The organism is Microbaculum marinisediminis (genome assembly GCF_025397915.1).
Taxonomy (GTDB): Bacteria; Pseudomonadota; Alphaproteobacteria; order Rhizobiales; family Tepidamorphaceae; genus Microbaculum; species Microbaculum marinisediminis.
Genome location: NZ_JALIDZ010000012.1, coordinates 55,724 through 76,976, shown reverse-complemented (window position 1 = coordinate 76,976; position 21,253 = coordinate 55,724). Strand labels below are relative to the sequence as shown.

General features: G+C 64.9%; 21 protein-coding genes. 20 read left to right on the top strand and 1 reads right to left on the bottom strand.

The features are described from left to right. Positions 1 to 50 precede the first annotated feature (50 nt). From MUB46_RS21305 to MUB46_RS21280, 6 genes are all read left to right on the top strand, one after another. Complete coding sequence (locus MUB46_RS21305) at positions 51 to 998, top strand: heme/hemin ABC transporter substrate-binding protein (protein ID WP_261617995.1); 948 nt, start codon at positions 51 to 53, stop codon at positions 996 to 998. Continuing rightward, positions 995 to 2,059, top strand: coding sequence for a FecCD family ABC transporter permease (locus MUB46_RS21300; protein ID WP_261617994.1), 1,065 nt, complete (start codon positions 995 to 997; stop codon positions 2,057 to 2,059). Before MUB46_RS21305 ends, MUB46_RS21300 begins: the two co-directional genes overlap by 4 nt. 1 nt (position 2,060) lies before the next feature. Then, complete coding sequence (locus MUB46_RS21295) at positions 2,061 to 2,900, top strand: heme ABC transporter ATP-binding protein (RefSeq protein WP_261617993.1); 840 nt, start codon at positions 2,061 to 2,063, stop codon at positions 2,898 to 2,900. 462 nt (positions 2,901 to 3,362) lie between these two features. Next, positions 3,363 to 3,866, top strand: coding sequence for an NUDIX hydrolase (locus MUB46_RS21290; protein WP_261617992.1), 504 nt, complete (start codon positions 3,363 to 3,365; stop codon positions 3,864 to 3,866). Positions 3,867 to 4,077: 211 nt separating this feature from the next. Continuing rightward, the gene (locus MUB46_RS21285; RefSeq protein WP_261617991.1) at positions 4,078 to 4,284 is read left to right on the top strand and encodes a hypothetical protein; all 207 of its coding nucleotides are present in this window, start codon (positions 4,078 to 4,080) and stop codon (positions 4,282 to 4,284) included. A 270-nt stretch (positions 4,285 to 4,554) separates the two neighbouring features. Continuing rightward, positions 4,555 to 6,213, top strand: a complete 1,659-nt coding sequence (locus tag MUB46_RS21280; RefSeq protein ID WP_261617990.1) for an FMN-binding glutamate synthase family protein — start codon at positions 4,555 to 4,557, stop codon at positions 6,211 to 6,213. A gap of 389 nt (positions 6,214 to 6,602) precedes the next feature. Here the strand turns inward: MUB46_RS21280 and MUB46_RS21275 are convergent, their stop codons facing one another. Beyond that, positions 6,603 to 7,259 (bottom strand): hypothetical protein, encoded by a 657-nt coding sequence (locus MUB46_RS21275; protein ID WP_261617989.1) that lies wholly within the window; start codon positions 7,257 to 7,259, stop codon positions 6,603 to 6,605. A 249-nt stretch (positions 7,260 to 7,508) separates the two neighbouring features. Here MUB46_RS21275 and MUB46_RS21270 point away from each other — a divergent pair, with 249 nt between their 5' ends. The 14 genes from MUB46_RS21270 (at position 7,509) to MUB46_RS21205 (ending at position 21,249) form a co-directional block, all read left to right on the top strand. Further along, positions 7,509 to 7,874, top strand: coding sequence for an NADH-quinone oxidoreductase subunit A (locus MUB46_RS21270; protein ID WP_261617988.1), 366 nt, complete (start codon positions 7,509 to 7,511; stop codon positions 7,872 to 7,874). Continuing rightward, positions 7,865 to 8,446, top strand: coding sequence for a NuoB/complex I 20 kDa subunit family protein (locus MUB46_RS21265; protein WP_261617987.1), 582 nt, complete (start codon positions 7,865 to 7,867; stop codon positions 8,444 to 8,446). Before MUB46_RS21270 ends, MUB46_RS21265 begins: the two co-directional genes overlap by 10 nt. 33 nt (positions 8,447 to 8,479) lie before the next feature. Next, the gene (locus MUB46_RS21260; RefSeq protein WP_261617986.1) at positions 8,480 to 9,094 is read left to right on the top strand and encodes an NADH-quinone oxidoreductase subunit C; all 615 of its coding nucleotides are present in this window, start codon (positions 8,480 to 8,482) and stop codon (positions 9,092 to 9,094) included. Next, positions 9,091 to 9,525 (top strand): GFA family protein, encoded by a 435-nt coding sequence (locus MUB46_RS21255; RefSeq protein ID WP_261617985.1) that lies wholly within the window; start codon positions 9,091 to 9,093, stop codon positions 9,523 to 9,525. The genes MUB46_RS21260 and MUB46_RS21255 overlap by 4 nt, the downstream gene beginning before the upstream one ends. Next, positions 9,518 to 10,708 carry an NADH-quinone oxidoreductase subunit D gene (locus tag MUB46_RS21250; RefSeq protein ID WP_261617984.1) on the top strand — a complete coding sequence of 397 codons (1,191 nt, stop codon included), beginning with the start codon at positions 9,518 to 9,520 and terminating at the stop codon, positions 10,706 to 10,708. The genes MUB46_RS21255 and MUB46_RS21250 overlap by 8 nt, the downstream gene beginning before the upstream one ends. Beyond that, on the top strand, positions 10,708 to 11,739 hold the full coding sequence (gene nuoE, locus MUB46_RS21245) for an NADH-quinone oxidoreductase subunit NuoE (protein ID WP_261617983.1): 1,032 nt from the start codon (positions 10,708 to 10,710) through the stop codon (positions 11,737 to 11,739). Before MUB46_RS21250 ends, nuoE begins: the two co-directional genes overlap by 1 nt. 3 nt (positions 11,740 to 11,742) lie before the next feature. Then, positions 11,743 to 13,044: an NADH-quinone oxidoreductase subunit NuoF gene (gene nuoF, locus MUB46_RS21240; protein WP_261617982.1), complete on the top strand. Its 1,302-nt coding sequence runs from the start codon at positions 11,743 to 11,745 to the stop codon at positions 13,042 to 13,044. 12 nt (positions 13,045 to 13,056) lie between these two features. Beyond that, a complete protein-coding gene (gene nuoG, locus MUB46_RS21235; protein ID WP_261617981.1) occupies positions 13,057 to 15,147 on the top strand; it encodes an NADH-quinone oxidoreductase subunit NuoG in 2,091 nt (696 codons plus the stop codon). Beyond that, positions 15,140 to 16,162, top strand: coding sequence for an NADH-quinone oxidoreductase subunit NuoH (gene nuoH / locus MUB46_RS21230; RefSeq protein ID WP_261617980.1), 1,023 nt, complete (start codon positions 15,140 to 15,142; stop codon positions 16,160 to 16,162). The genes nuoG and nuoH overlap by 8 nt, the downstream gene beginning before the upstream one ends. 17 nt (positions 16,163 to 16,179) lie before the next feature. After that, complete coding sequence (gene nuoI / locus MUB46_RS21225) at positions 16,180 to 16,671, top strand: NADH-quinone oxidoreductase subunit NuoI (RefSeq protein WP_261617979.1); 492 nt, start codon at positions 16,180 to 16,182, stop codon at positions 16,669 to 16,671. 100 nt (positions 16,672 to 16,771) lie between these two features. Then, entirely contained in the window at positions 16,772 to 17,386 is a 615-nt protein-coding gene (locus MUB46_RS21220) for an NADH-quinone oxidoreductase subunit J (protein ID WP_261617978.1), read from the top strand. A gap of 2 nt (positions 17,387 to 17,388) precedes the next feature. Then, a complete protein-coding gene (nuoK, locus tag MUB46_RS21215) occupies positions 17,389 to 17,697 on the top strand; it encodes an NADH-quinone oxidoreductase subunit NuoK (RefSeq protein ID WP_261617977.1) in 309 nt (102 codons plus the stop codon). An 8-nt stretch (positions 17,698 to 17,705) separates the two neighbouring features. Continuing rightward, on the top strand, positions 17,706 to 19,736 hold the full coding sequence (gene nuoL / locus MUB46_RS21210) for an NADH-quinone oxidoreductase subunit L (protein WP_261617976.1): 2,031 nt from the start codon (positions 17,706 to 17,708) through the stop codon (positions 19,734 to 19,736). A 1-nt stretch (position 19,737) separates the two neighbouring features. Further along, positions 19,738 to 21,249, top strand: a complete 1,512-nt coding sequence (locus tag MUB46_RS21205; RefSeq protein ID WP_261617975.1) for an NADH-quinone oxidoreductase subunit M — start codon at positions 19,738 to 19,740, stop codon at positions 21,247 to 21,249. Positions 21,250 to 21,253 lie beyond the last annotated feature (4 nt).

Here is a 21,253-nt window from a genome sequence, read left to right as displayed (position 1 = left end):
CTCGATCGTTTGCCTCGCATGCCTTGGCCGGCCGTTGTTTGCGATCGGTGATGCCAGGCGCTCTGGCCCTATTCATCGCCGCCGGACCGGCCCAGTCCCAAACTGCCCATTCCGAAATCGCCCACTCGAACCCGGTGGAGATAACCGATGCCTCGGGACGCCCGGTGGTCGTCGAAGATCGCGGTCGAGTCGTCTCGGTCGGCGGGGCGGTCACGGAGATCCTCTACGCGCTCGGCCTTGATGACCGAATCGTGGCGATCGACACGACGAGCCTCTATCCGCCGCGCGCGCTCGCCGAGAAGCCCGATGTCGGCTACATGCGGGCGCTGTCGCCGGAAGGCCTGCTGTCGACGGAGCCGAGCCTGATCCTCGCCGAGGACGGCGCCGGACCGCCCGAGGCGATCGCGCTCCTGGAAACCGCGTCCGTTCCGTTCGTGCTGGTGCCGAGCCGGGCCGACGCCGGTGGCGTCGCCGACAAGATCCGATTCGTTTCGAAGGCGATGGGCGCGGAGGAGGCCGGTGAGGCGCTGGCAGGCGCGGTGGCGGCCGATCTCGCCGTCGTTCGGGAGGCCGTTGGCCGGATCGAAAGCCCCGCGAAAGTCCTGTTCATTCTGTCGCTCGCCAATGGCCGCGTGATGGCGGCAGGCGAGGGCACGTCGGCCGCCGCCATGATCGAACTGGCCGGGGCGGAAAACGCATTGTCGGGCTTCTCCGGCTTCAAGCCGGTCAACGACGAAGCGGTGCTGGAAGCCGCGCCCGAGGTCATCGTCATGATGGCCCGGGGTGATCACGCGGCGAGCCTCGAAGAGGTCCGGTCGCATCCGGCGCTGTCGCATACGCCGGCGGCGCAGGACGGCCGGATCGTCGCGATGGACGGGCTTTACCTGCTCGGCTTCGGTCCGCGTGTCGCCCATGCGGTCCGCGATCTCGCTGCGGCGATCCATCCTGGGCACGACCTGCCCGAATTGCCTGCGCGCGCATGGGCGACGGCGCAATGAGCCTGGCCATCTCGCTGCGGCGCTCCCCGGGAGACCGCTCCGGCCATGCCGTTCTGCTGGGCGGCGTGCTGGCTTGTCTCGTCGTCGTCACCGGGTTCCTTTCGCTTGCCGTCGGCCCGAGCGGGTTCACCCCAGCCGGCGCGGCCAGGGCGCTCTTCGACATCGGCGAGCGCGCCGGCGACACGATGATCGTTCTCGACATCCGGCTGCCGCGGACGCTACTCGGCCTCGTCGTCGGCGCCGCGCTCGCGGTCTCCGGTGCCGTCATGCAGGGGCTGTTCCGCAATCCCCTGGCCGATCCGGGGCTCGTCGGCGTGACCGCCGGGTCCGCGCTCGCCGCGGTGACGGTGATCGTGCTGGGTGCCGGGACGCTCGGCGCGGTTCTCGGCGGATTGGCCTTCTGTATGCTGCCGCTCGCCGCCTTCATCGGCGGGCTGATCACCACGACCCTGCTCTACGCCATCGCGACGCGGCAGGGGCGCACGTCGGTCGCCACCATGCTGCTCGCCGGAATCGCCATAGGCGCGCTCGCCGGGGCGGCGACGGGCATGCTGATTTTCGTTTCCGACGACCGGCAGCTTCGCGACTTCACCTTCTGGACGCTCGGCAGCCTGACCGGTGCGACGTGGGAGAAGGTCGGGGTCGCCACGATGTTCCTGATTCTTGTGCTGGCCGTCTTGCCGGGACTGGCCGCTGGGCTCGACGCCATGCTGCTCGGGGAAGGGGAGGCGCGCCATCTCGGCACGCCGGTCCAGTCGGTCAAGAGGCTGGCGATCTTCGCGGTCGCCGCGGCCGTCGGCGCCTCGGTCGCCGTGGCCGGACCCATTGGCTTCATCGGCATCGTCGTGCCTCATCTGCTGCGCCTGGTCATCGGCCCGCGTCACGCGGGGCTGCTGCCGACCTGCGCGTTACTCGGTGCGGTCCTGCTGGTGGGGGCGGACATGATCGCACGCACGGTGGTGGCGCCGGCGGAACTGCCGATCGGCATCGTCACGGCGATCCTCGGTGCGCCGTTCTTCCTTTGGCTGCTGCTCCGGCAGCGCTCGATCGTGGATCTCTGAGATGCTGGAAGCCGATTCGGTAACGGTTCGCCTCGCGGGGCGGGAGGTGCTGAAGGGAGCAAGCCTGCGTCTGTCGCCGGCGGAGTTCACCGTCATCATCGGTCCGAACGGCGCCGGCAAGACGACGCTGTTGCGCACGCTGATCGGCGATCTCGAGCCCTCATCGGGCGAGGTCCGTTTCCACGGCACGCCGATCGCGCGTTGGGACGGACGCAATCTGGCCCGGCGGCGCGCGGTCCTCTCGCAGTCCCAGCATCTGGCGTTCCCGTTCACGGTGCACGAGGTGGTGGCGCTCGGTTTGCGGGCCGGCGCGAACGCAAGCCGGGCAGCGAAAGCGACGATCAGCGACATGCTGCGGCAGGTCGATCTCGTCGGCTACGAGGCGCGGTACTATCAGCGGCTGTCCGGCGGCGAACAGCAGCGCGTTCAGCTTGCCCGCGTGCTCTGCCAGCTCGGGCCGGCGGTGGAGTGGTCATCAGCGGAGCGGGCTGGAGAAGGCGAGGTCGCCAACTGGCTGTTCCTCGACGAGCCGACGGCGAGCCTCGACATCCGTCACCAGTTCCGGATCCTCGACATCGCGCGCGAGCATGTCCGCGCCGGTGGCGGCGGGCTGGCGATACTGCACGATCTCAACCTGGCCGCGGATTACGCGGACCGGATCATCGTCGTCGCCGAAGGACGCATTGTCGCCGACGGACCGGTAAGTGCGGTGCTCACGGACGCGCTTGTCGAAAGCGTTTTCCAGGTCAGCGCCAGGCGCGTACTTCGCGACCCGCGATGGGAAGGCAAACACGCGGCCGCGCGCCCGGCCTCGCTCTCGTGCGCTGGCGCCGGGCAATAGCGGGCGACCCGCGTAACGCACTGAAATAAAGTGGGAAATAAGGCGGCGGGACAGAGCTGGCCCTTCAATTCGCCACAATCGATGCCTAGATGGACAGCATGTGCATGAGAACGCTCGTCAGGACATCGAGGCTCACGGATCAACCACGCTCTGCAACCCGGAGCGGGCGTCCCGTGAACCCATAACGCCGCAATACTTCCTCCGCTCCGGGGACCAATCTTCAAGAACCGCGGTTCATTTCTGCGACGCTCACGCGTCGTCGCGTCGGAGCGAATTCATGGCCCTTTCCCGATCCCGTCCATTCTGTCCCGCCTGCAACAGGCAGCTTCCACTCGCGGCCAACCGCTGCCCGTGGTGCAAGACCCTCAAAGCCGTTCCGACGCAACTCGCGACTCCGCGCACCGATACCAAGCGGGAGTCTCCGCCGGCGTCCGGTTCGTCGCTTGGCGAGGGAGGCCTGCAATGACTGTCGAGACATGGGTCGGTCCGTCGGATTCCGATACCGATGGCGCCGCGTTGCAGCAGTTCGGTGTGCTGCCCTGGCGCACGCGGCGCGACGGGAAGATGCGGATCCTGCTGATCACCTCGCGCAGGCGAGGGCGCTGGATCATACCCAAGGGATGGCCGATCGAGGATCAGCCGCCGGTCATTGCCGCCTCGCGCGAGGCGTTCGAGGAGGCCGGGGTGATCGGCGACATCCATCCCGGCCCGCTGACCGACTATCTCTATATGAAAACCCTGGACGACGGCTCGGTCGAGCCGTGCCGCGTCACCGTGTTCGGCATGAGGGTGCACGGCACGCTGAGCACCTGGCGGGAGCAGGAGCAGAGGCAGCGTCGCTGGTTCTCCGTGGAGGAGGCCGCCGACCGGCTCGACGATGCCGAGCTTGCCGATTTCGTCCGGTCCCGCGGCAAGGGGCGGCCGGACACAATGGTGCAGACGGAACGGTGTCCCGATGGACAGTGACGTCGAAACATCGGGCATGCTGCGCGTCCGCGCCGCGACATCTGCTCTTCTCAAAGGCAACCCGAAAATCGGCTGACAGCCTGGTGTCGCTACCTGCGATGGCAAGAGCGGCACCAGGACAGACCGTCACCCCGAAATCGAGAACTGGAGAACCGGCGCCGCGCACGGGTGTGCGCGGGCGGTTCCCTGCATTTGCAGAAAGGAGCCAGCAATGAGCTTCAGATACAGCCACACCTTTCCTCTCCGCGGCCCGAACAAGCTGCCCCGCTTCAAACAGTGGGCGGCCGAGGCCCTGCCTGATGTCGCGTTTTCGTTGCCGCCGCAGGTGCCGTCGAAAAGCACGGCACTGACGGTGCGGATCAAATCGGTAGAAGACCGCAACGCGCTGATCGCCAAGCTGGAAGGCGCGGATTTCTAGATCGTTGCGAATCCGGAAGGATGCGGCACGTTGCCCCATCTTTTGGTTCGCGTATCGGACCGGGACGTGCAAAGGCGTCCCGGTCCGGTGCCACGGTCGACAGGACATACGGTAAGCGGCAGTCCAGCGATCCGGACCTGAAGCAATTCTTCACGAATATCCGCCATGGTTCGGGACGCGTGTGGCTGGCGTCGGTCGCCACCACGACACTACCATGTCGATCCGCGCAATTCCCTGTCCCTCCGGAACGTTACGACTGATCACTCCGCGATGATGAAGATCCTCTACAACTACCAACGCTACGCCGTTTTCGTCATCGTGGCGCTCGTATCGCTCGCCTCGTTCGTCGGCGCCGCCCTCTACAGCGCGTGGCTGCTTGTCCCGGCGATCCTCGCGGGCGCGCTGTTCCTGCTCGGCATCCATGATCTGCGCCAGCGCAAGCATGCGATCCTGCGCAACTATCCGGTCGCGGGGCACATCCGCTTCCTGCTGGAAAGCTTCCGGCCGGAAATCCGCCAGTACATCATCGAGAGCGATCACGACGAGGTGCCGTTCAGCCGGGAGGAGCGGGGGCTTGTCTATCAACGCGCCAAGGGCGCGGAGGACAAGCGGCCCTTCGGCACCATGGAAGACGTCTATGGCTCGGGCTATGCGTGGCTGACGCATTCGGCGACCCCGACGTCGATTGCCGACACCGATTTCCGGGTGCGTGTCGGCGGGCCCGCCTGCAAGCAGCCCTACGACGCCAGCCTCTTCAATATCTCGGCGATGAGTTTCGGCTCGATGTCCGCGAACGCGATTCTGGCGCTCAATTCCGGTGCGGCCAAGGGCGGCTTCGCGCACGATACCGGCGAGGGCAGCATCAGCCGCTATCACCGCGAGGGCGGCGGCGACCTGATCTACCAGGTCGCGTCGGGCTATTTCGGCTGCCGCAGAGAGGATGGCGGATTCTCACAGGAGAAGTTCGCCGAACTCGCCGCCGACCCCCAGATCAGGATGATCGAGATCAAGCTGAGCCAGGGGGCCAAGCCCGGCCATGGCGGAATGTTGCCGGCAGCCAAGATCTCGCCTGAAATCGCCGAGGCGCGCGGTATCCCTATGGGGATCGATTGCGTCTCTCCGGCGGCGCACAGCACCTTTTCGACCCCGATCGGCCTGATGCAGTTCGTCGGCCAGTTGCGCGACCTCTCCGGCGGCAAGCCGGTCGGGTTCAAGCTGTGCATCGGCCATCGCCGCGAATTCATGTGCATGGTCAAGGCGATGCTTGAGACCGGCATCGTGCCCGACTTCATCGTGGTGGACGGTGCGGAGGGCGGAACGGGCGCGGCCCCGGTGGAGTTCGCAAACCGGGTCGGCATGCCGATGCTGGAAGGGCTGACCTTCGTTCACAACACGTTGCGCGGGGCAGGGCTTCGCGATCAAATCCGCATCGGCGCGGCCGGCAAGATCGTCTCCGCGTTCGACATCGCCCGCACGCTGGCTTTGGGCGCGGACTGGTGCAATGCCGCGCGCGGTTTCATGTTCGCGGTCGGCTGCATCCAGGCGCAGTCCTGCCACACAAACTGCTGTCCGGTCGGAATCGCGACGCAGGACCCGGTTCGTCAGCGGGCGATCGACGTCGGCGACAAGAGTGAGCGGGTCGCGCGATTCCATCGCAATACCATGAAGGCACTCGGCGAGATCGCCGGTGCAGCCGGCCTCAAGCACCCCAGCGACTTCCTGCCCTATCACCTCATGTTCCGTCAGGAAGACAACAGCTTCCTCGATGGCAACGAGGCCCATCCCTATCTGCCGGACGGCTTTCTCGTTTCAGGCGAGGAAATCCCGGAGCTTGCCGATTGGTATGTCCGCTGGGGCCGCGCTGATGCCGAGAGCTTCGCGCCGCTGGAAATCCCGTCTTGGCCGTTTAACCGCCGCAGCGCGGCGTAGGCGCCGACGAATTCACAGACCCATTCAAATGTTTGTCGATGCGACGGCTTCGGAGAAGCCGAACGACTCATATCCCCCTTTTAATGCAGCCCTAAAATGGAGAATCGCTGTGTCTGGATCGAGGTTCTGTCCGTCCTGTTCGGGACCCCGTGATCTTTCGTTTCATCTGTGCGCTTGGTGCCGCAGGCCGCACCAATCGCCTGCCGCCGTTCCGGAACATCTGTTCTCGCCACCGGGTGACCACCGGCGGCATTCCGCGGTGAAATCCCAGGGACACCAACGGGACAAAGACTGATTCCCGGCGAAGGCGGGGCCCGTTCCGGTCCCGCCTGTTCCATCACCGACCGTTCGGTTCCCGACCGTTCAACTTCCCGGGGCTATCCGGCCGGTCAGGTGTTCAACGACTTCAGCTTCTCGACGAACAGAACCGGGGCAAGCAGCGTGCCGCCGGCGGGCGTCTGCATGCCCGCGGTCTCGGCCATGTCGGCCACGAAGGTGTTGCAGTTGTACCGTGTCCAATTCCACTTCGGCGGATTGGCGCGCGCGGCCGCAGCAGCCGCCGACAGGCGTGCGTATTCGTCCTCGGTCAACTGGTGGCGGTAGACATTGCTGGGCGGAATCGAGATGTCGAGGGAAACCGGCTCGGTGGTGGCTTCCGCCATCCCGCCCATGCCGACGGCGAATCCGGACAAATCCTTGGGATACAGGCCGATCTGGTCCGGCTCCACGATCGTGCCGTTCTCGCCCTGATACCCGAAGACCAGATAGGTATGTCCGATGATGTCCGGGCCGGTTCGGGAGCGGAATTCGACGATCGGCGCGCCGACGGGGATATCGACCCGCGGCGCGTAGGCGTTCGGGGCCGGCGCCGAAGCGGGCCGGAACGCCGGAGGCGGTGCGGACTCGCCGTTGGTGGCGAAGCCGAAGGACTGGGTCTGGGGGCTTTGTTGCGAATTCGCACAGCCGCCGAGCACCAGGCCGGCCAGCGCAAGTGGCAAAACTTTCCGTCCGACCGACACCGGGTACTCCTGGAACAAGATAAGCACGCTACAGAATCCCCCGCATCGGGGGCTGGCAAAATGCCGCAGTTGTGCGCTGCAGCAGGCTGCGTCGCGGGCGGCATATTGGCATATGTACCATCCATGGTGGAATAGAATGCCGGCAACAGTCAAAAAATCGTGGAAAATTGGGCCTTCGTACGCTTGCCCTCATCCGGAGCGTGGGCTAAGCCTACCGCCGTTATTCGACCCGCGCCGGGCATTTCCGCGTCGGCGCAGAACCGGTGCCGAGGCGACATGCCGGACATCCTACACGACTATCTGCCCGTCGCGGTATTCATCGGAATTTCGGCGGTGATCGGGCTGGCCTTGATGGTCTCGTCCTTCGTTATTGCCTATCGGAATCCCGATCCGGAGAAGCTGTCGGCGTACGAGTGCGGATTTGATCCGTTCGACGATGCCCGCATGAAATTCGATGTGCGATTCTATCTCGTTTCGATCCTTTTCATTATTTTCGACCTGGAAGTGGCATTCCTCTTTCCCTGGGCGGTCGCCTTCAAGGAAGTCGGCCTCTTCGGTTTCTGGTCGATGATGGTCTTCCTTGCCGTGCTGACGATCGGCTTCATATACGAATGGCGTAAGGGAGCACTGGAATGGGATTGATCCATAAGGACCAGCCGCTCGTTGCGCCGGCGCCGCAGGGCGTCATCGATCCTGCGACAGGGCGCCCGGTCGGAGCGAACGATCCGTTCTTTACCGATATCAACGCCCAGCTCGCCGACAAGGGGTTCATCGTCACGGCGACCGACGAGCTGATCAACTGGGCGCGGACCGGCTCGCTCATGTGGATGACGTTCGGGCTCGCCTGCTGCGCGGTCGAAATGATGCAGATGTCGATGCCGCGATACGACGCGGAGCGATTCGGCTTTGCACCGCGCGCGAGCCCGCGCCAATCCGACGTGATGATCGTGGCCGGCACGCTGACCAACAAGATGGCGCCGGCATTGCGCAAGGTCTACGACCAGATGCCGGAGCCGCGCTATGTCATCTCCATGGGCAGCTGCGCCAATGGCGGCGGCTACTATCACTATTCCTATTCCGTCGTTCGCGGGTGTGACCGGATCGTCCCGATCGACGTCTACGTTCCCGGCTGTCCCCCGACCGCCGAAGCGTTGCTCTACGGCGTGCTGCTTCTTCAGAAGAAGATACGGCGCACCGGCACGATCGAACGCTGATTCCAGAACCGGCGGAATTCCGAGAGGAGCGGTATGGACGAGGCCCTGACCGAACTTGCCGAGTACATTGTCCAAGCCCTTGGGGAGGACAATGTCACGTGGGCCGTCGCCCATGGCGATCTGACGCTGACGGTGTCCACCGGCAAGCTGCTCGAGACCGCGCGTTTCCTGCACGACGACGCGCGCTGCCAGTTCGTCTGCATTATAGACGTGTGCGGTGTCGACTGGCCGGAACGCGAGCAGCGCTTCGATGTCGTCTATCACTTCCTGTCGCCGCGCCAGAATCAGCGAATTCGGGTAAAGGTCGCCGCCGACGAGGCGACGCCGGTGCCCAGTCTCACCGAGTTCTGGCCGGGCGCTGACTGGTTCGAGCGGGAAGCCTACGACCTGTACGGCATTCTGTTCTCCGGCCATCCCGACCTGCGGCGCCTGCTCACCGACTACGGTTTCGAGGGGCATCCGCTGCGCAAGGATTTTCCGCTCACCGGCTTCGTCGAGGTGCGGTACGACGACCTGGCCAAGCGGGTCGTCTACGAGCCGGTCAGGCTCAACCAGGAATTCCGCAACTTCGACTTCCTGTCGCCGTGGGAGGGCGTGGACTACGTGCTGCCGGGCGACGAGAAGGCGGGTAAGGGAGCTGGCTCGTGAGCGGGGAGAACCGGCAAGGCCACTGTTTGTGCGGGGCGGTGCGCTTTACGGCGACGCCCAAGAGCGACGAGATGGCGGTCTGCCATTGCAGCATGTGCCGGCGCTGGTCCGGCGGCGTCTTCATGGCGGTCGAGTGCGACGCCATCGAGGTCGGCGACGACAGCAGCCTTGGCGTCTACGCGTCGTCGGAGTGGGGCGAGCGCGCATTCTGCTCGTCATGCGGATCGACGCTGTACTGGCGCATGAGCGACGGATCGCATACCGCGGTTTCGGCGCAAGCCTTCGAAGATCCGGCGGCGTTCCGGTTCGTCAGCGAGATTTTCGTCGACGAGCAGCCGTCCAATTATGCGTTCGCCAACGAGACACAACGGATGACCGGCCCGGAACTGATCGCCATGATGACTGGAAAGCCGGAGTCGCGTGATGGCTGAGGCGGAAGTCCGTAATTTCTCGATCAACTTCGGGCCGCAGCATCCCGCCGCGCACGGCGTGTTGCGCCTGGTGCTGGAGATCGACGGCGAGGTGGTCGAGCGGGTGGATCCGCATATCGGCCTTCTGCACCGCGGCACCGAGAAGCTGATCGAGTACAAGACCTATCTGCAGGCGGTGCCCTATTTCGACCGGCTCGACTATGTCGCGCCGATGAACCAGGAGCATGCCTTCGCGCTCGCCACCGAACGGTTGCTCGGCATCGAGGTGCCGCGGCGCGCGCAGCTCATCCGCGTGCTCTACTCGGAAATCGGCCGGCTCCTGTCGCATCTGCTCAACGTCACGACGCAGGCCTTGGACGTCGGCGCGCTGACCCCGCCGCTGTGGGGCTTCGAGGCGCGCGAGAAGCTGATGATCTTCTACGAGCGGGCGTCGGGCGCGCGCATGCACGCGGCCTATTTCCGGCCGGGTGGCGTGCACCAGGATCTGCCGCCGGACCTGATCGACGACATCGGCGCGTTCTGTGATCCGTTCCTCGAACTCTGCGACGACATCGAGGGGCTGCTCACCGACAACCGCATCTTCAAGCAGCGCAACGTCGACATCGGCGTCGTCAAACTCGAGGACGCGTGGGCCTGGGGTTTTTCCGGGGTGATGGTGCGTGGCTCGGGCGCGGCGTGGGACCTGCGCAAGGCGCAGCCCTACGAGTGCTACGAGGAAATGGAATTCGACATTCCCGTCGGCAAGAACGGCGATTGCTACGACCGCTATCTCATCCGGATGGAGGAGATGCGCCAGTCGACCGCCATCATGAAGCAGTGCGTCGAGAAGCTCTCATCGGCGAACGGGCAGGGGCCGGTCAGCTCGACCGACCAGAAGGTCGTGCCGCCGAAGCGCGGCGAGATGAAGCGCTCGATGGAAGCGCTCATCCACCACTTCAAGCTCTACACCGAAGGCTACAAGGTGCCCGAGGGCGAGGTGTACGCCGCCGTAGAGGCGCCCAAGGGCGAGTTCGGCGTCTATCTCGTGTCCGACGGTTCCAACCGTCCGTATCGCTGCAAGATCCGCGCGCCCGGGTTCGCGCATCTGCAGGCAATGGACTTCCTGTGCCGGGGGCACATGCTGGCGGACGTCTCCGCCATCCTCGGCTCTATCGATATCGTGTTCGGCGAGGTGGATCGCTGATGTCTGTGCGTCGTCTCTGGCACGAACAGCCCGCCTCGTTCGCCTTCACGGCGGACAACGCGGCCTGGGCCGAAAAAGCCATCAAACGCTATCCCGAGGGGCGCCAGGCCTCGGCCGTGATTCCGCTTCTGTGGAAGGTGCAGGAACAGGAAGGCTGGGTTTCCGAGCCCGCGATCCGCTGTGTCGCCGAGATGCTGGACATGCCGAACATCCGGGTGCTGGAGGTCGCGACCTTCTACACGATGTTCCAGCTCCAGCCGGTCGGCAAGAAGGCACACGTGCAGGTCTGCGGCACGACGCCGTGCATGCTGCGCGGGGCGGGCGACCTGATTTCGATCTGCAAGAAGCGCATCGCCGGGCACGCGCACGAGCTGTCCGCCGACGGCGATTTCTCCTGGGAAGAGGTCGAGTGCCTGGGCGCCTGCGTCAACGCGCCGATGGTGCAGGTGTTCAAGGACACTTACGAGGATCTGACACCGGAGAGCTTCGAGGCACTGCTGGACGATTTCGCCGCGGGCCGGACGCCGAAGCCGGGGCCGCAGGTCGACCGGCACTATTCCGCCCCGCAGGGCGGGCCTACCGTTCTGAACGGCGAGGCGAAGCCCGCCAAGGCGCCTGCCGCGAAGGCTACCGCTGCCAAGGCAGCCACCGAGAAGGCGGCCCCCAACAAGGCAGCCGCCGAGAAGACTGCCAAGGAGCCGAAGAAGGCACCGGCGAAGCCGGCGAAGGCCGAGCCGGCCGCGCTGTCCGACGAACACAAGCCGACAGGCCTGGAGGCGCCACGCGAGGGCAAGGCGGACAACCTGAAGAAGATCTCGGGCGTCGGCCCGAAGATCGAGGGTCTGCTGCATTCGCTCGGTATCTTCCACTTTGACCAGATCGCCGCGTTGACGCCGGATCAGGTCGCGTGGGTCGACGGCTACCTGAAGTTCAAGGGCCGCATCGGCCGCGAGGACTGGATTTCCCAGGCCAAGACCCTTGCGGAGGGCGGCGAGACCGAATTCTCCAAGCGGACCGGAAAGAGGAAATAGCCAATGCTTTCCGACAAGGACCGCATCTTCACCAACATCTACGGCATCCACGACTGGCGCCTGAAGGGCGCGCGCAGCCGGGGGGCGTGGTCGAACACCAAGGAAATCCTGGCCAAGGGGCAGGACTGGGTCATCGACCAGGTCAAGGCCTCGGGGCTTCGCGGCCGCGGCGGCGCGGGCTTCCCGACCGGGCTCAAGTGGTCGTTCATGCCCAAGGAAGTCGGCGAACGGCCGCACTACCTGGTGGTCAACGCCGACGAATCCGAACCCGGCACCTGCAAGGACCGGGACATCCTGCGATTCGAGCCGCACCAGCTCATCGAAGGCTGCATGATCGCGTCCTTCGCAATGCGCGCCAATGCCTGTTACGTCTACGTTCGCGGTGAGTTCATCCGGGAGCGCGAGCACCTGGAAGCCGCCATCGATGAGGCCTACGAGGCCGGTCTGGTAGGCAAGAACAACAAGAACGGCTGGGACTTCGACATCTACGTCCATCACGGCGCCGGCGCCTATATCTGCGGCGAGGAGACCGCGCTGCTCGAAAGCCTCGAGGGCAAGAAGGGCATGCCGCGCCTGAAGCCGCCGTTCCCGGCGAACGCGGGCCTCTACGGTTGCCCGACGACGGTCAACAACGTCGAGTCGATCGCCGTCGTTCCGGAAGTGCTGCGCCGCGGCGCGGCCTGGTTCGCGGGCCTCGGCAAGCCGAACAACACCGGCACCAAGCTGTTCTGCATTTCCGGCCACGTGAACACGCCGTGCAACGTGGAAGAAGAGATGGGCATCCCGCTGCGCGAGCTGATCGACAAGCATGCCGGCGGCGTGCGCGGTGGCTGGGACAACCTGCTGGCCGTCATCCCCGGTGGCTCGTCGGTGCCGTGCCTGCCGGCCGACACCTGCCAGAACCTGTCGATGGATTTCGACACGCTGCGCGATCTGAAGACCGGTCTGGGCACGGCCGCCGTGATCGTCATGGACAAGTCCACCGACATCATCCGGGCGATCGCGCGCATCTCCTATTTCTACAAGCACGAGAGCTGCGGCCAGTGCACGCCGTGCCGGGAAGGTACCGGCTGGATGTGGCGCGTCGTCGAGCGCATGGCGCGCGGCGAGGCGCAGAAGCGCGAGATCGACATGCTGCTCGAGGTGAGCCATCAGATCGAGGGCCACACGATCTGCGCGCTGGGCGACGCGGCGGCGTGGCCGATCCAGGGCCTGATCCGCCATTTCCGCGGCGAGATCGAGCGGCGCATCGACGAATATGCGGCCAATCCGAAGGCTGAACCCGCTCTGGTGGCGGCGGAGTAAGAGGCGAGACGGATGACCAAGATCCTCATCGACGGTACCGAGGTCGACGTCCCGGCCGAGTACACGCTTTTGCAGGCGTGCGAGGTTGCGGGCGTCGAAATCCCGCGTTTCTGCTTCCACGAGCGACTTTCGATCGCCGGCAACTGCCGGATGTGCCTGGTCGAGGTGAAGGGCGGTCCGCCGAAGCCGGCCGCGTCCTGTGCCATGGCCGTGCGCGACCTCAGGCCGGGGCCGAACGGCGAGCCGCCGGAGGTGTTCACCAAAACGCCGATGGTCAAGAAGGCGCGCGAAGGGGTGATGGAGTTCCTGCTCATCAACCACCCGCTCGACTGCCCGATCTGCGATCAGGGCGGCGAATGCGACCTGCAGGACCAGGCCATGGCCTACGGTCTCGACTCCAGCCGGTTCCACGAGAACAAGCGCGCCGTCGAGGACAAGTATATCGGGCCGCTGGTCAAGACGATCATGACGCGCTGCATCCATTGCACGCGCTGCATCCGCTTCGTCACGGAGGTCGCCGGCGCGCCCGAGCTCGGCGCCATCGGCCGTGGCGAAGACATGGAGATCACGACGTACCTGGAATCGGCGATGTCGTCGGAGCTGCAGGGCAACGTCATCGACCTGTGCCCGGTCGGTGCGCTGACCTCGCGCCCCTACGCCTTCCAGGCGCGACCGTGGGAACTGAACAAGACCGAGTCGATCGACGTCATGGACGCGCTCGGTTCGAACATCCGGGTCGATGCGCGCGGTCGTGAAGTGATGCGCGTGATGCCGCGCAACAACGACGATGTGAACGAGGAGTGGATCTCCGACAAGACCCGCTTCATCTGGGACGGCCTGAGGACGCAGCGTCTCGACAAGCCCTATGTGCGGGAGAACGGCAAGCTGAAGCCGGCGTCCTGGCACGATGCGTTTGCCGCGATCGCGGAAAAGGTGAAGGCGACGAGCCCCGACAAGATCGGCGCGGTTGCCGGCGACCTCGTCAGCGTTGAGGACATGTTCGCGCTGAAGGGCCTGATGGACAACCTCGGCGCGGCTTCGATCGACTGCCGTCAGGACGGCGCGAAGCTCGATCCGAAGGCGGGACGCGCGTCCTATCTGTTCAACGCGGGCATCGCCGGCATCGACGAGGCCGACGCGATCCTGATCGTCGGGTCAAACCCGCGCCACGAGGCACCGGTGCTGAACGCGCGCCTTCGCGCGCGCTGGCTGCTCGGGGACCTGAAGGTCGGCGTGGTGCACGGCGAGCAGCCGGACCTGACCTACGACTACGATTATCTCGGCGCCGGACCCGACACGCTTTCGGAGATCGCCTCGGGCGGCAACGCCTTCGCCAAGGTGCTGAAGGAGGCCAAGCAGCCGATGGTCATCGTCGGTCAGGGCGCCTTGGCCCGTCCGGATGGCGCGGCGGTTCTTGCGACGGCCGCGACGATCGCGGCCGGAAGCGGCGCGATCGAGGGCGAATGGAACGGCTTCTGCGTGCTGCATACGGCGGCGGCGCGTGTCGGCGGGCTCGACATCGGTTTCGTTCCGGGCGAGGGCGGCAACGACGTTGCCGGCATGCTCGACGGCGGGGCGGACGTGCTGTTCCTGCTCGGCGCCGACGAGATCGAGGTGCCGGCCGGGCCGTTCGTCGTCTATATCGGTACGCATGGCGACCGCGGCGCTCATCGCGCCGACGTGATCCTGCCGGGCGCCGCCTATACCGAGAAGTCCGGTACCTACGTGAATACCGAGGGGCGGGTGCAGGTCGCCAACCGTGCCGGTTTCCCGCCCGGCGACGCCCGGGAAGACTGGGCGATCCTGCGCGCCCTGTCCGACGTCCTCGGCAACAAGCTGCCGTTCGACACGCTGGCGCAATTGCGCGGCGCGCTGTACGAGGCGCATCCGCATTTCCTGCGGCGCGATTCGATCGAAGCGGCGCCGGCCGATGCAGTCGCCACGCTGGCGAAGGCGGGCGGCAAGCTCGACAAGGCGGCGTTCGTCGGCGCGGTCGGCGACTTCTATCTGACCAATCCGATCGCACGCGCCTCGGCCGTGATGGCGGAGATGAGTGCGCTGGAGCGGGCGCGCCGAGGGGAGGCGACCGGTACCCATGGCTGAGTTTTTCTGGACCTGGCTCTGGCCGCTGATCATCATTGCCGCGCAGAGTCTTCTGCTGCTGGTCTGCCTGCTGGTGGTTATCGCCTACCTGCTGCTCGCCGACCGGAAGATCTGGGCCGCGGTGCAGCTTCGGCGCGGTCCCAACGTCGTCGGCGCTTTCGGTCTTTTCCAGTCCTTCGCGGACCTGTTCAAGTTCGTGTTGAAGGAGCCGGTGATCCCGGACGGTGCCAACAAGGGCGTGTTCCTGCTCGCCCCGCTGGTCACCTGTATCCTGGCGCTTTCGGCCTGGGCGGTGATCCCGCTTGATTCGGGCTGGGTGATCGCCGACATCAATCTCGGCATCCTCTATATCTTCGCGATCTCCTCGCTCGGCGTGTACGGCGTCATCATGGGCGGTTGGGCGTCGAACTCGAAGTATCCCTTCCTGAGCGCGTTGCGCGCCGCCGCGCAGATGGTCTCCTACGAGGTCTCGATCGGGTTCGTGCTGGTCACGGTGCTGCTGTGCGTCGGGTCACTGAACCTCACCGACATCGTCGAGGCCCAGCGTGGGTCGTGGGGGCTGTTCGGCTGGTTCTGGCTGCCGCTGCTGCCGATGTTCGTCATCTTCTTCATCTCGGCGCTGGCCGAGACCAACCGCCCGCCCTTTGATCTGGCCGAAGCCGAATCGGAGCTCGTGGCGGGCTACATGGTGGAGTATTCCTCCACGCCGTATCTGCTGTTCATGCTCGGCGAATACGTCGCCATCGTGCTGATGTGCGCGTTGACGACGATCCTGTTCCTTGGCGGATGGCTGCCGCCGTTCGAGGTCGCGCCGTTCACCTGGATCCCAGGCGTCGTCTGGTTCGTCCTCAAGGTCTGCGCGGTGTTCTTCATGTTCGCCATGGTCAAGGCGTTCGTGCCGCGCTACCGCTACGACCAGCTGATGCGGCTTGGCTGGAAAGTCTTTCTGCCTATCTCCCTGTTCATGGTCGCTGCCGTGGCAGGAGTCCTGCAATTCACCGGCTGGGCGCCGTAGAACCAAGAGGTTTCAACATGGCCATGCTGGATCAGGCCGCCCGTTCGATTTTTCTGAAGGAGTTCGTATCCGCCTTCTTTCTGGCGATGCGGTACTTCTTCAAGCCGAAGGCGACACTGAACTATCCCTTCGAGAAGGGGCCGATTTCGCCGCGCTTCAGGGGCGAGCACGCGTTGCGCCGTTATCCCAACGGCGAGGAGCGCTGCATCGCCTGCAAGCTGTGCGAGGCGATCTGTCCCGCCCAGGCGATCACGATCGAGGCGGGGCCGCGGCGCAACGACGGGACCCGCCGCACCACGCGGTACGACATCGATATGGTGAAGTGCATCTACTGCGGCTTCTGCCAGGAAGCCTGTCCGGTGGACGCCATCGTCGAGGGACCGAACTTCGAATTCGCTGTGGAAACACGCGAGGAATTGTACTTCGACAAGGACAAACTGTTGGCGAACGGGGACCGCTGGGAGCGGGAGATCGCCAAGAGTATCGAGCTCGACGCGCCCTACCGCTGACCCCTTCCGAGGGTTGGTAGACGCGTATCCGTAACCGTTCTATAGAGGCCGCGCCCGCCGGATTCCCGGCGCTCTGCCTCACCGGGGGATCTGCCGGACCATGATCGTCGCGACTGCCTTTTTCTATCTGTTCTCCGCGGTGATGATCGCCTCCGCGGTGATGGTGATCGCGTCGCGAAACCCGGTCCATTCCGTGCTGTTTCTGATCCTCGCGTTCTTCAACGCCGCCGGCCTGTTCATCCTGCTGGGGGCAGAGTTCCTCGCCCTGATCCTGATCGTCGTCTATGTCGGCGCGGTCGCGGTGCTGTTCCTGTTCGTCGTGATGATGCTCGACGTGGATTTCGTGCAGCTGCGCGAGGGCGTCCTCAACTACCTGCCGGTCGGCGCGCTGATCGGCTTCATCCTGCTCGTTGAACTGCTGCTCGTCCTTGGCGGCTGGGTGATATCGCCGAACGTCGCCGCCAATATCGCCGCGCCGATCCCGGCCGACCCGTCCGTCAGCAACATCCAGGCGATCGGCGAGGTGCTGTACACGCGCTACGTCTTCTTCTTCCAGATGGCCGGCGTGATCCTGCTCGTCGCCATGATCGGCGCGATCGTGCTGACGCTGCGCCACAAGCCGAACGTCAAGCGCCAGTCGATCGCCGCCCAGGTGGCGCGCAATCCGGAAACCGCGATCGAGGTTCGCAAGGTCGAGAGCGGAAAGGGGATCTGAACATGGCAATCGGCCTTTCCAACTATCTCGCCGTTGCCGCGATACTGTTCACGCTCGGCATCTTCGGCATCTTCCTGAACCGGAAGAACGTCATCGTCATCCTGATGTCGATCGAGCTGATGCTGCTCGCCGTCAACATCAATCTGGTGGCCTTCTCCACCCATCTCGGCGACATCGTCGGGCAGGTGTTCGCAATGCTGGTGCTGACCGTCGCGGCCGCCGAGGCGGCCATCGGTCTCGCCATCCTGGTGGTTTTCTTCCGCAATCGCGGCTCGATCGAGGTCGAGGACGTCAACATGATGAAGGGCTGAGCGCTCAAATGTATTCGGCGATCGTCTTTCTGCCGCTGCTCGGGGCCATTCTCGGCGGCATCATTTCTCTGGTCGGGGCCCACAACCGGCATCCCAGCGGCCTCGACATGCATGCCGACAACGGCGGCCACGAGGCGAACGGCGACGGACACGGCCATGCCCCGGCGGCCCAGGGTTCGCGCGCGGCCGAGCTGATCACCACCGGCTTCCTGATCATCGCCGCGATCCTATCGTGGGTCGCGTTCTTCGACGTCGGTCTCAAGGACGGCGACGTTCAGGTCTCCGTGCTGCCGTGGATCGCGTCGGGCTCGCTGTCGGTCGACTGGGCCTTCCGCATCGATACGCTGACCGCGGTGATGCTCGTCGTCGTCACCACGGTGTCGGCGCTCGTGCACGTCTATTCGATCGGCTACATGTCGCACGATCCGAACCGGCCGCGGTTCTTCGCCTATCTGTCGCTGTTCACCTTCGCCATGCTGATGCTGGTGACGGCGGACAACTTCGTGCAGCTCTTCTTCGGCTGGGAAGGGGTCGGCCTGGCCTCGTACCTGCTGATCGGCTTCTGGTACCAGCGCCCGTCGGCAAACGCCGCCGCGATCAAGGCTTTCGTGGTCAACCGGGTCGGCGACTTCGGCTTCTCGCTCGGCATCTTCGGCGTGTTCGTGCTGTTCGGCTCGGTCAATTTCGACGCCGTGTTCGCCAATGCCGCCGACGCCACCGGCCGGACGCTGTACATCTTCGGCAGCGACATCGATGCGCTGACCATCGTCTGCCTGCTGCTGTTCATGGGCGCGATGGGCAAGTCGGCGCAGTTCCTGCTGCACACGTGGTTGCCGGACGCGATGGAGGGCCCGACGCCGGTCTCCGCGCTGATCCATGCGGCCACCATGGTGACCGCCGGCGTATTCATGGTCGCGCGCCTGTCGCCGCTGTTCGAGCTGTCCTATACGGCGCTGACCGTCGTCACCTTCATCGGCGCGACGACGGCGTTCTTCGCGGCGACGATCGGCCTCGTCCAGAACGACATCAAGCGGGTGATCGCCTATTCGACCTGCTCGCAGCTCGGCTACATGTTCGCCGCGATCGGCGTCGGCGCCTATTCGGCGGGCATCTTCCACCTGTTCACCCACGCCTTCTTCAAAGCGCTCCTGTTCCTCGGGTCCGGCGCGGTGATCCACGCGATGTCGGATGAGCAGGACATGCGCAAGATGGGCGGCCTGCGCACCAAGATTCCGGTGACCTACTGGATGATGGTGATCGGCACCCTGGCGTTGACCGGGTTCCCGCTGACGGCCGGTTGGGTGTCGAAGGACGCGATCATCGAGGCGACTTTCGTGGGCGAGAACCCGATGGCCGGCTACGCCTTCGGCCTGACGCTGTTCGCCGCAATGCTGACCGCGTTCTATTCCTGGCGGCTTATCTTCATGACCTTCCACGGCAAGTCGCGGGCCTCGGCCGAAGTGCAGGCGCACGTACACGAATCGCCGATGGTCATGCTCGTGCCGCTGTTCGTGTTGGCGATCGGCGCCCTGGGCGCGGGCCTCGCGTTCAAGTCGTTCTTCATCGGTGCGGACTATGAGGCCTTCTGGCGCGGGGCGATCTTCCTCGGCGAGGAGAACCACATCCTGCATGCCATGCACGAGGTTCCCGCCATCATCGTGTGGATGCCGACGGTGATGATGGTGACCGGTTTCGTCGTGGCCTGGTACATGTATATCCGCAATCCGGCTGCCGCCCCGGCGCTCGCCCGGCAGTTCGACCTTCTCTACAAGTTCCTGCTCAACAAGTGGTACTTCGACGAGATCTACGACTTCCTGTTCGTCCGGCCCGCGAAGTGGCTCGGCCGTTTCCTCTGGAAGAAGGGCGACGGCTGGCTAATCGACGGTTTCGGTCCGGACGGTATCTCGGCGCGCGTCATCGACGTGACGCGCCGGGTCGTGCAGCTGCAGACCGGCTATCTCTACCACTATGCCTTTGCCATGCTGATCGGCGTCACCGCGCTCATCACCTGGTACATGTTCGCCGGAGGGGCGCACTGATATGACCGGTTGGCCGATCCTCTCCGTCGTCACGTTCCTGCCGCTTGTCGGGGCGCTGTTCATCTTCGCCATCCGCGGCGACGACGAGATCGCCGTACGCAACGCCCGTTTCGTGGCGTTGTGGACGACGGTGATCACCTTCCTGCTGTCGCTGCTGATCTGGATCTACTTCGATCCCACGACGGCCGACTTCCAGTTCGTCGAGAAGCGCGACTGGCTGGGCGGGACGATCTCCTATCACATGGGCGTCGACGGCATCTCGATGCTGTTCGTGATCCTGACGACCTTCCTGATGCCGGCCTGCATCCTGGCGAGCTGGTACGCGATCGACGTGCGCGTGAAGGAATACATGATCGCGTTCCTGGTGCTCGAGACGCTGATGATCGGCGTCTTCACCGCGCTCGACCTCGTGCTGTTCTACCTGTTCTTCGAGGGCGGCCTGATCCCGATGTTCCTGATCATCGGCATCTGGGGCCACAAGCGGCGCGTCTACGCGGCCTTCAAGTTCTTCCTCTACACGCTGGCAGGCTCGCTGCTGATGCTGCTCGCCATCATGGCGATGTACTGGGACGCCGGCACGACCGACATACCGACGCTGCTCGCCCACGATTTCCCGGCGAACATGCAGACATGGCTCTGGATTGCCTTTTTCGCCTCCTTCGCCGTCAAGATGCCGATGTGGCCGGTGCATACCTGGCTGCCGGACGCGCATGTCGAGGCGCCGACGGCGGGATCGGTGATCCTGGCCGGCATTCTCTTGAAGATGGGCGGCTACGGCTTCCTGCGGTTCTCGATTCCGATGTTCCCGGAAGCTTCCGACATGTTCGCGCCGTTCGTGTTCACGCTGTCGGTGGTGGCGATCATCTACACCTCGCTGGTCGCGCTGGTGCAGACAGATATCAAGAAGCTGATCGCCTATTCGTCGGTCGCCCATATGGGCTTCGTGACCATGGGCGTGTTCACCGGCACCGTCCAGGGAATCCAGGGTGGCATCTTCCAGATGCTCTCGCACGGCATCGTTTCGGGCGCGCTGTTCCTGTGCGTCGGCGTCGTCTACGACCGCCTGCACACCCGCGAGATCGCCGCCTATGGCGGGCTGGTCAACCGGATGCCGCTCTACGCCGCCGCGTTCATGGTCTTCACCATGGCGAATGTCGGGCTTCCGGGCACGTCCGGTTTCGTCGGGGAATTCCTGTCGCTGCTGGCCGCGTTCTCCGTGAACACCTGGGTCGCGGTATTCGCCACCTTCGGCATAATCCTGTCTGCGGCTTATGCCCTGTGGCTCTACCGGCGGGTGATCTTCGGCACGATCGAGAAGGAGAACCTGCGCGGCATCAAGGACCTGACCACCCGCGAAGTGGTGATCCTGGCTCCGCTCGTCTTCCTGACGATCCTGTTCGGCGTCTATCCGATGCCGGTCTTCGACGTGACCGCTGTCTCCGTCGAAAATCTCGTAACCGAATACCAAGCGGCCCTGCAGAACGCCGCCCAGCTTGCCGCGATCGGCAATTGACGAG

Bases quoted from the DNA above. Each gene is read 5' to 3' on its own strand.
- MUB46_RS21305 (WP_261617995.1), top strand. From the start codon at position 51: ATGCCAGGCGCTCTGGCCCTATTCATCGCCGCCGGACCGGCCCAGTCC.
- MUB46_RS21300 (WP_261617994.1), top strand. From the start codon at position 995: ATGAGCCTGGCCATCTCGCTGCGGCGCTCCCCGGGAGACCGCTCCGGC.
- MUB46_RS21295 (WP_261617993.1), top strand. From the start codon at position 2,061: ATGCTGGAAGCCGATTCGGTAACGGTTCGCCTCGCGGGGCGGGAGGTG.
- MUB46_RS21290 (WP_261617992.1), top strand. From the start codon at position 3,363: ATGACTGTCGAGACATGGGTCGGTCCGTCGGATTCCGATACCGATGGC.
- MUB46_RS21285 (WP_261617991.1), top strand. From the start codon at position 4,078: ATGAGCTTCAGATACAGCCACACCTTTCCTCTCCGCGGCCCGAACAAG.
- MUB46_RS21280 (WP_261617990.1), top strand. From the start codon at position 4,555: ATGATGAAGATCCTCTACAACTACCAACGCTACGCCGTTTTCGTCATC.
- MUB46_RS21270 (WP_261617988.1), top strand. From the start codon at position 7,509: ATGCCGGACATCCTACACGACTATCTGCCCGTCGCGGTATTCATCGGA.
- MUB46_RS21265 (WP_261617987.1), top strand. From the start codon at position 7,865: ATGGGATTGATCCATAAGGACCAGCCGCTCGTTGCGCCGGCGCCGCAG.
- MUB46_RS21260 (WP_261617986.1), top strand. From the start codon at position 8,480: ATGGACGAGGCCCTGACCGAACTTGCCGAGTACATTGTCCAAGCCCTT.
- MUB46_RS21250 (WP_261617984.1), top strand. From the start codon at position 9,518: ATGGCTGAGGCGGAAGTCCGTAATTTCTCGATCAACTTCGGGCCGCAG.
- nuoE (WP_261617983.1), top strand. From the start codon at position 10,708: ATGTCTGTGCGTCGTCTCTGGCACGAACAGCCCGCCTCGTTCGCCTTC.
- nuoF (WP_261617982.1), top strand. From the start codon at position 11,743: ATGCTTTCCGACAAGGACCGCATCTTCACCAACATCTACGGCATCCAC.
- nuoG (WP_261617981.1), top strand. From the start codon at position 13,057: ATGACCAAGATCCTCATCGACGGTACCGAGGTCGACGTCCCGGCCGAG.
- nuoH (WP_261617980.1), top strand. From the start codon at position 15,140: ATGGCTGAGTTTTTCTGGACCTGGCTCTGGCCGCTGATCATCATTGCC.
- nuoI (WP_261617979.1), top strand. From the start codon at position 16,180: ATGGCCATGCTGGATCAGGCCGCCCGTTCGATTTTTCTGAAGGAGTTC.
- MUB46_RS21220 (WP_261617978.1), top strand. From the start codon at position 16,772: ATGATCGTCGCGACTGCCTTTTTCTATCTGTTCTCCGCGGTGATGATC.
- nuoK (WP_261617977.1), top strand. From the start codon at position 17,389: ATGGCAATCGGCCTTTCCAACTATCTCGCCGTTGCCGCGATACTGTTC.
- nuoL (WP_261617976.1), top strand. From the start codon at position 17,706: ATGTATTCGGCGATCGTCTTTCTGCCGCTGCTCGGGGCCATTCTCGGC.
- MUB46_RS21205 (WP_261617975.1), top strand. From the start codon at position 19,738: ATGACCGGTTGGCCGATCCTCTCCGTCGTCACGTTCCTGCCGCTTGTC.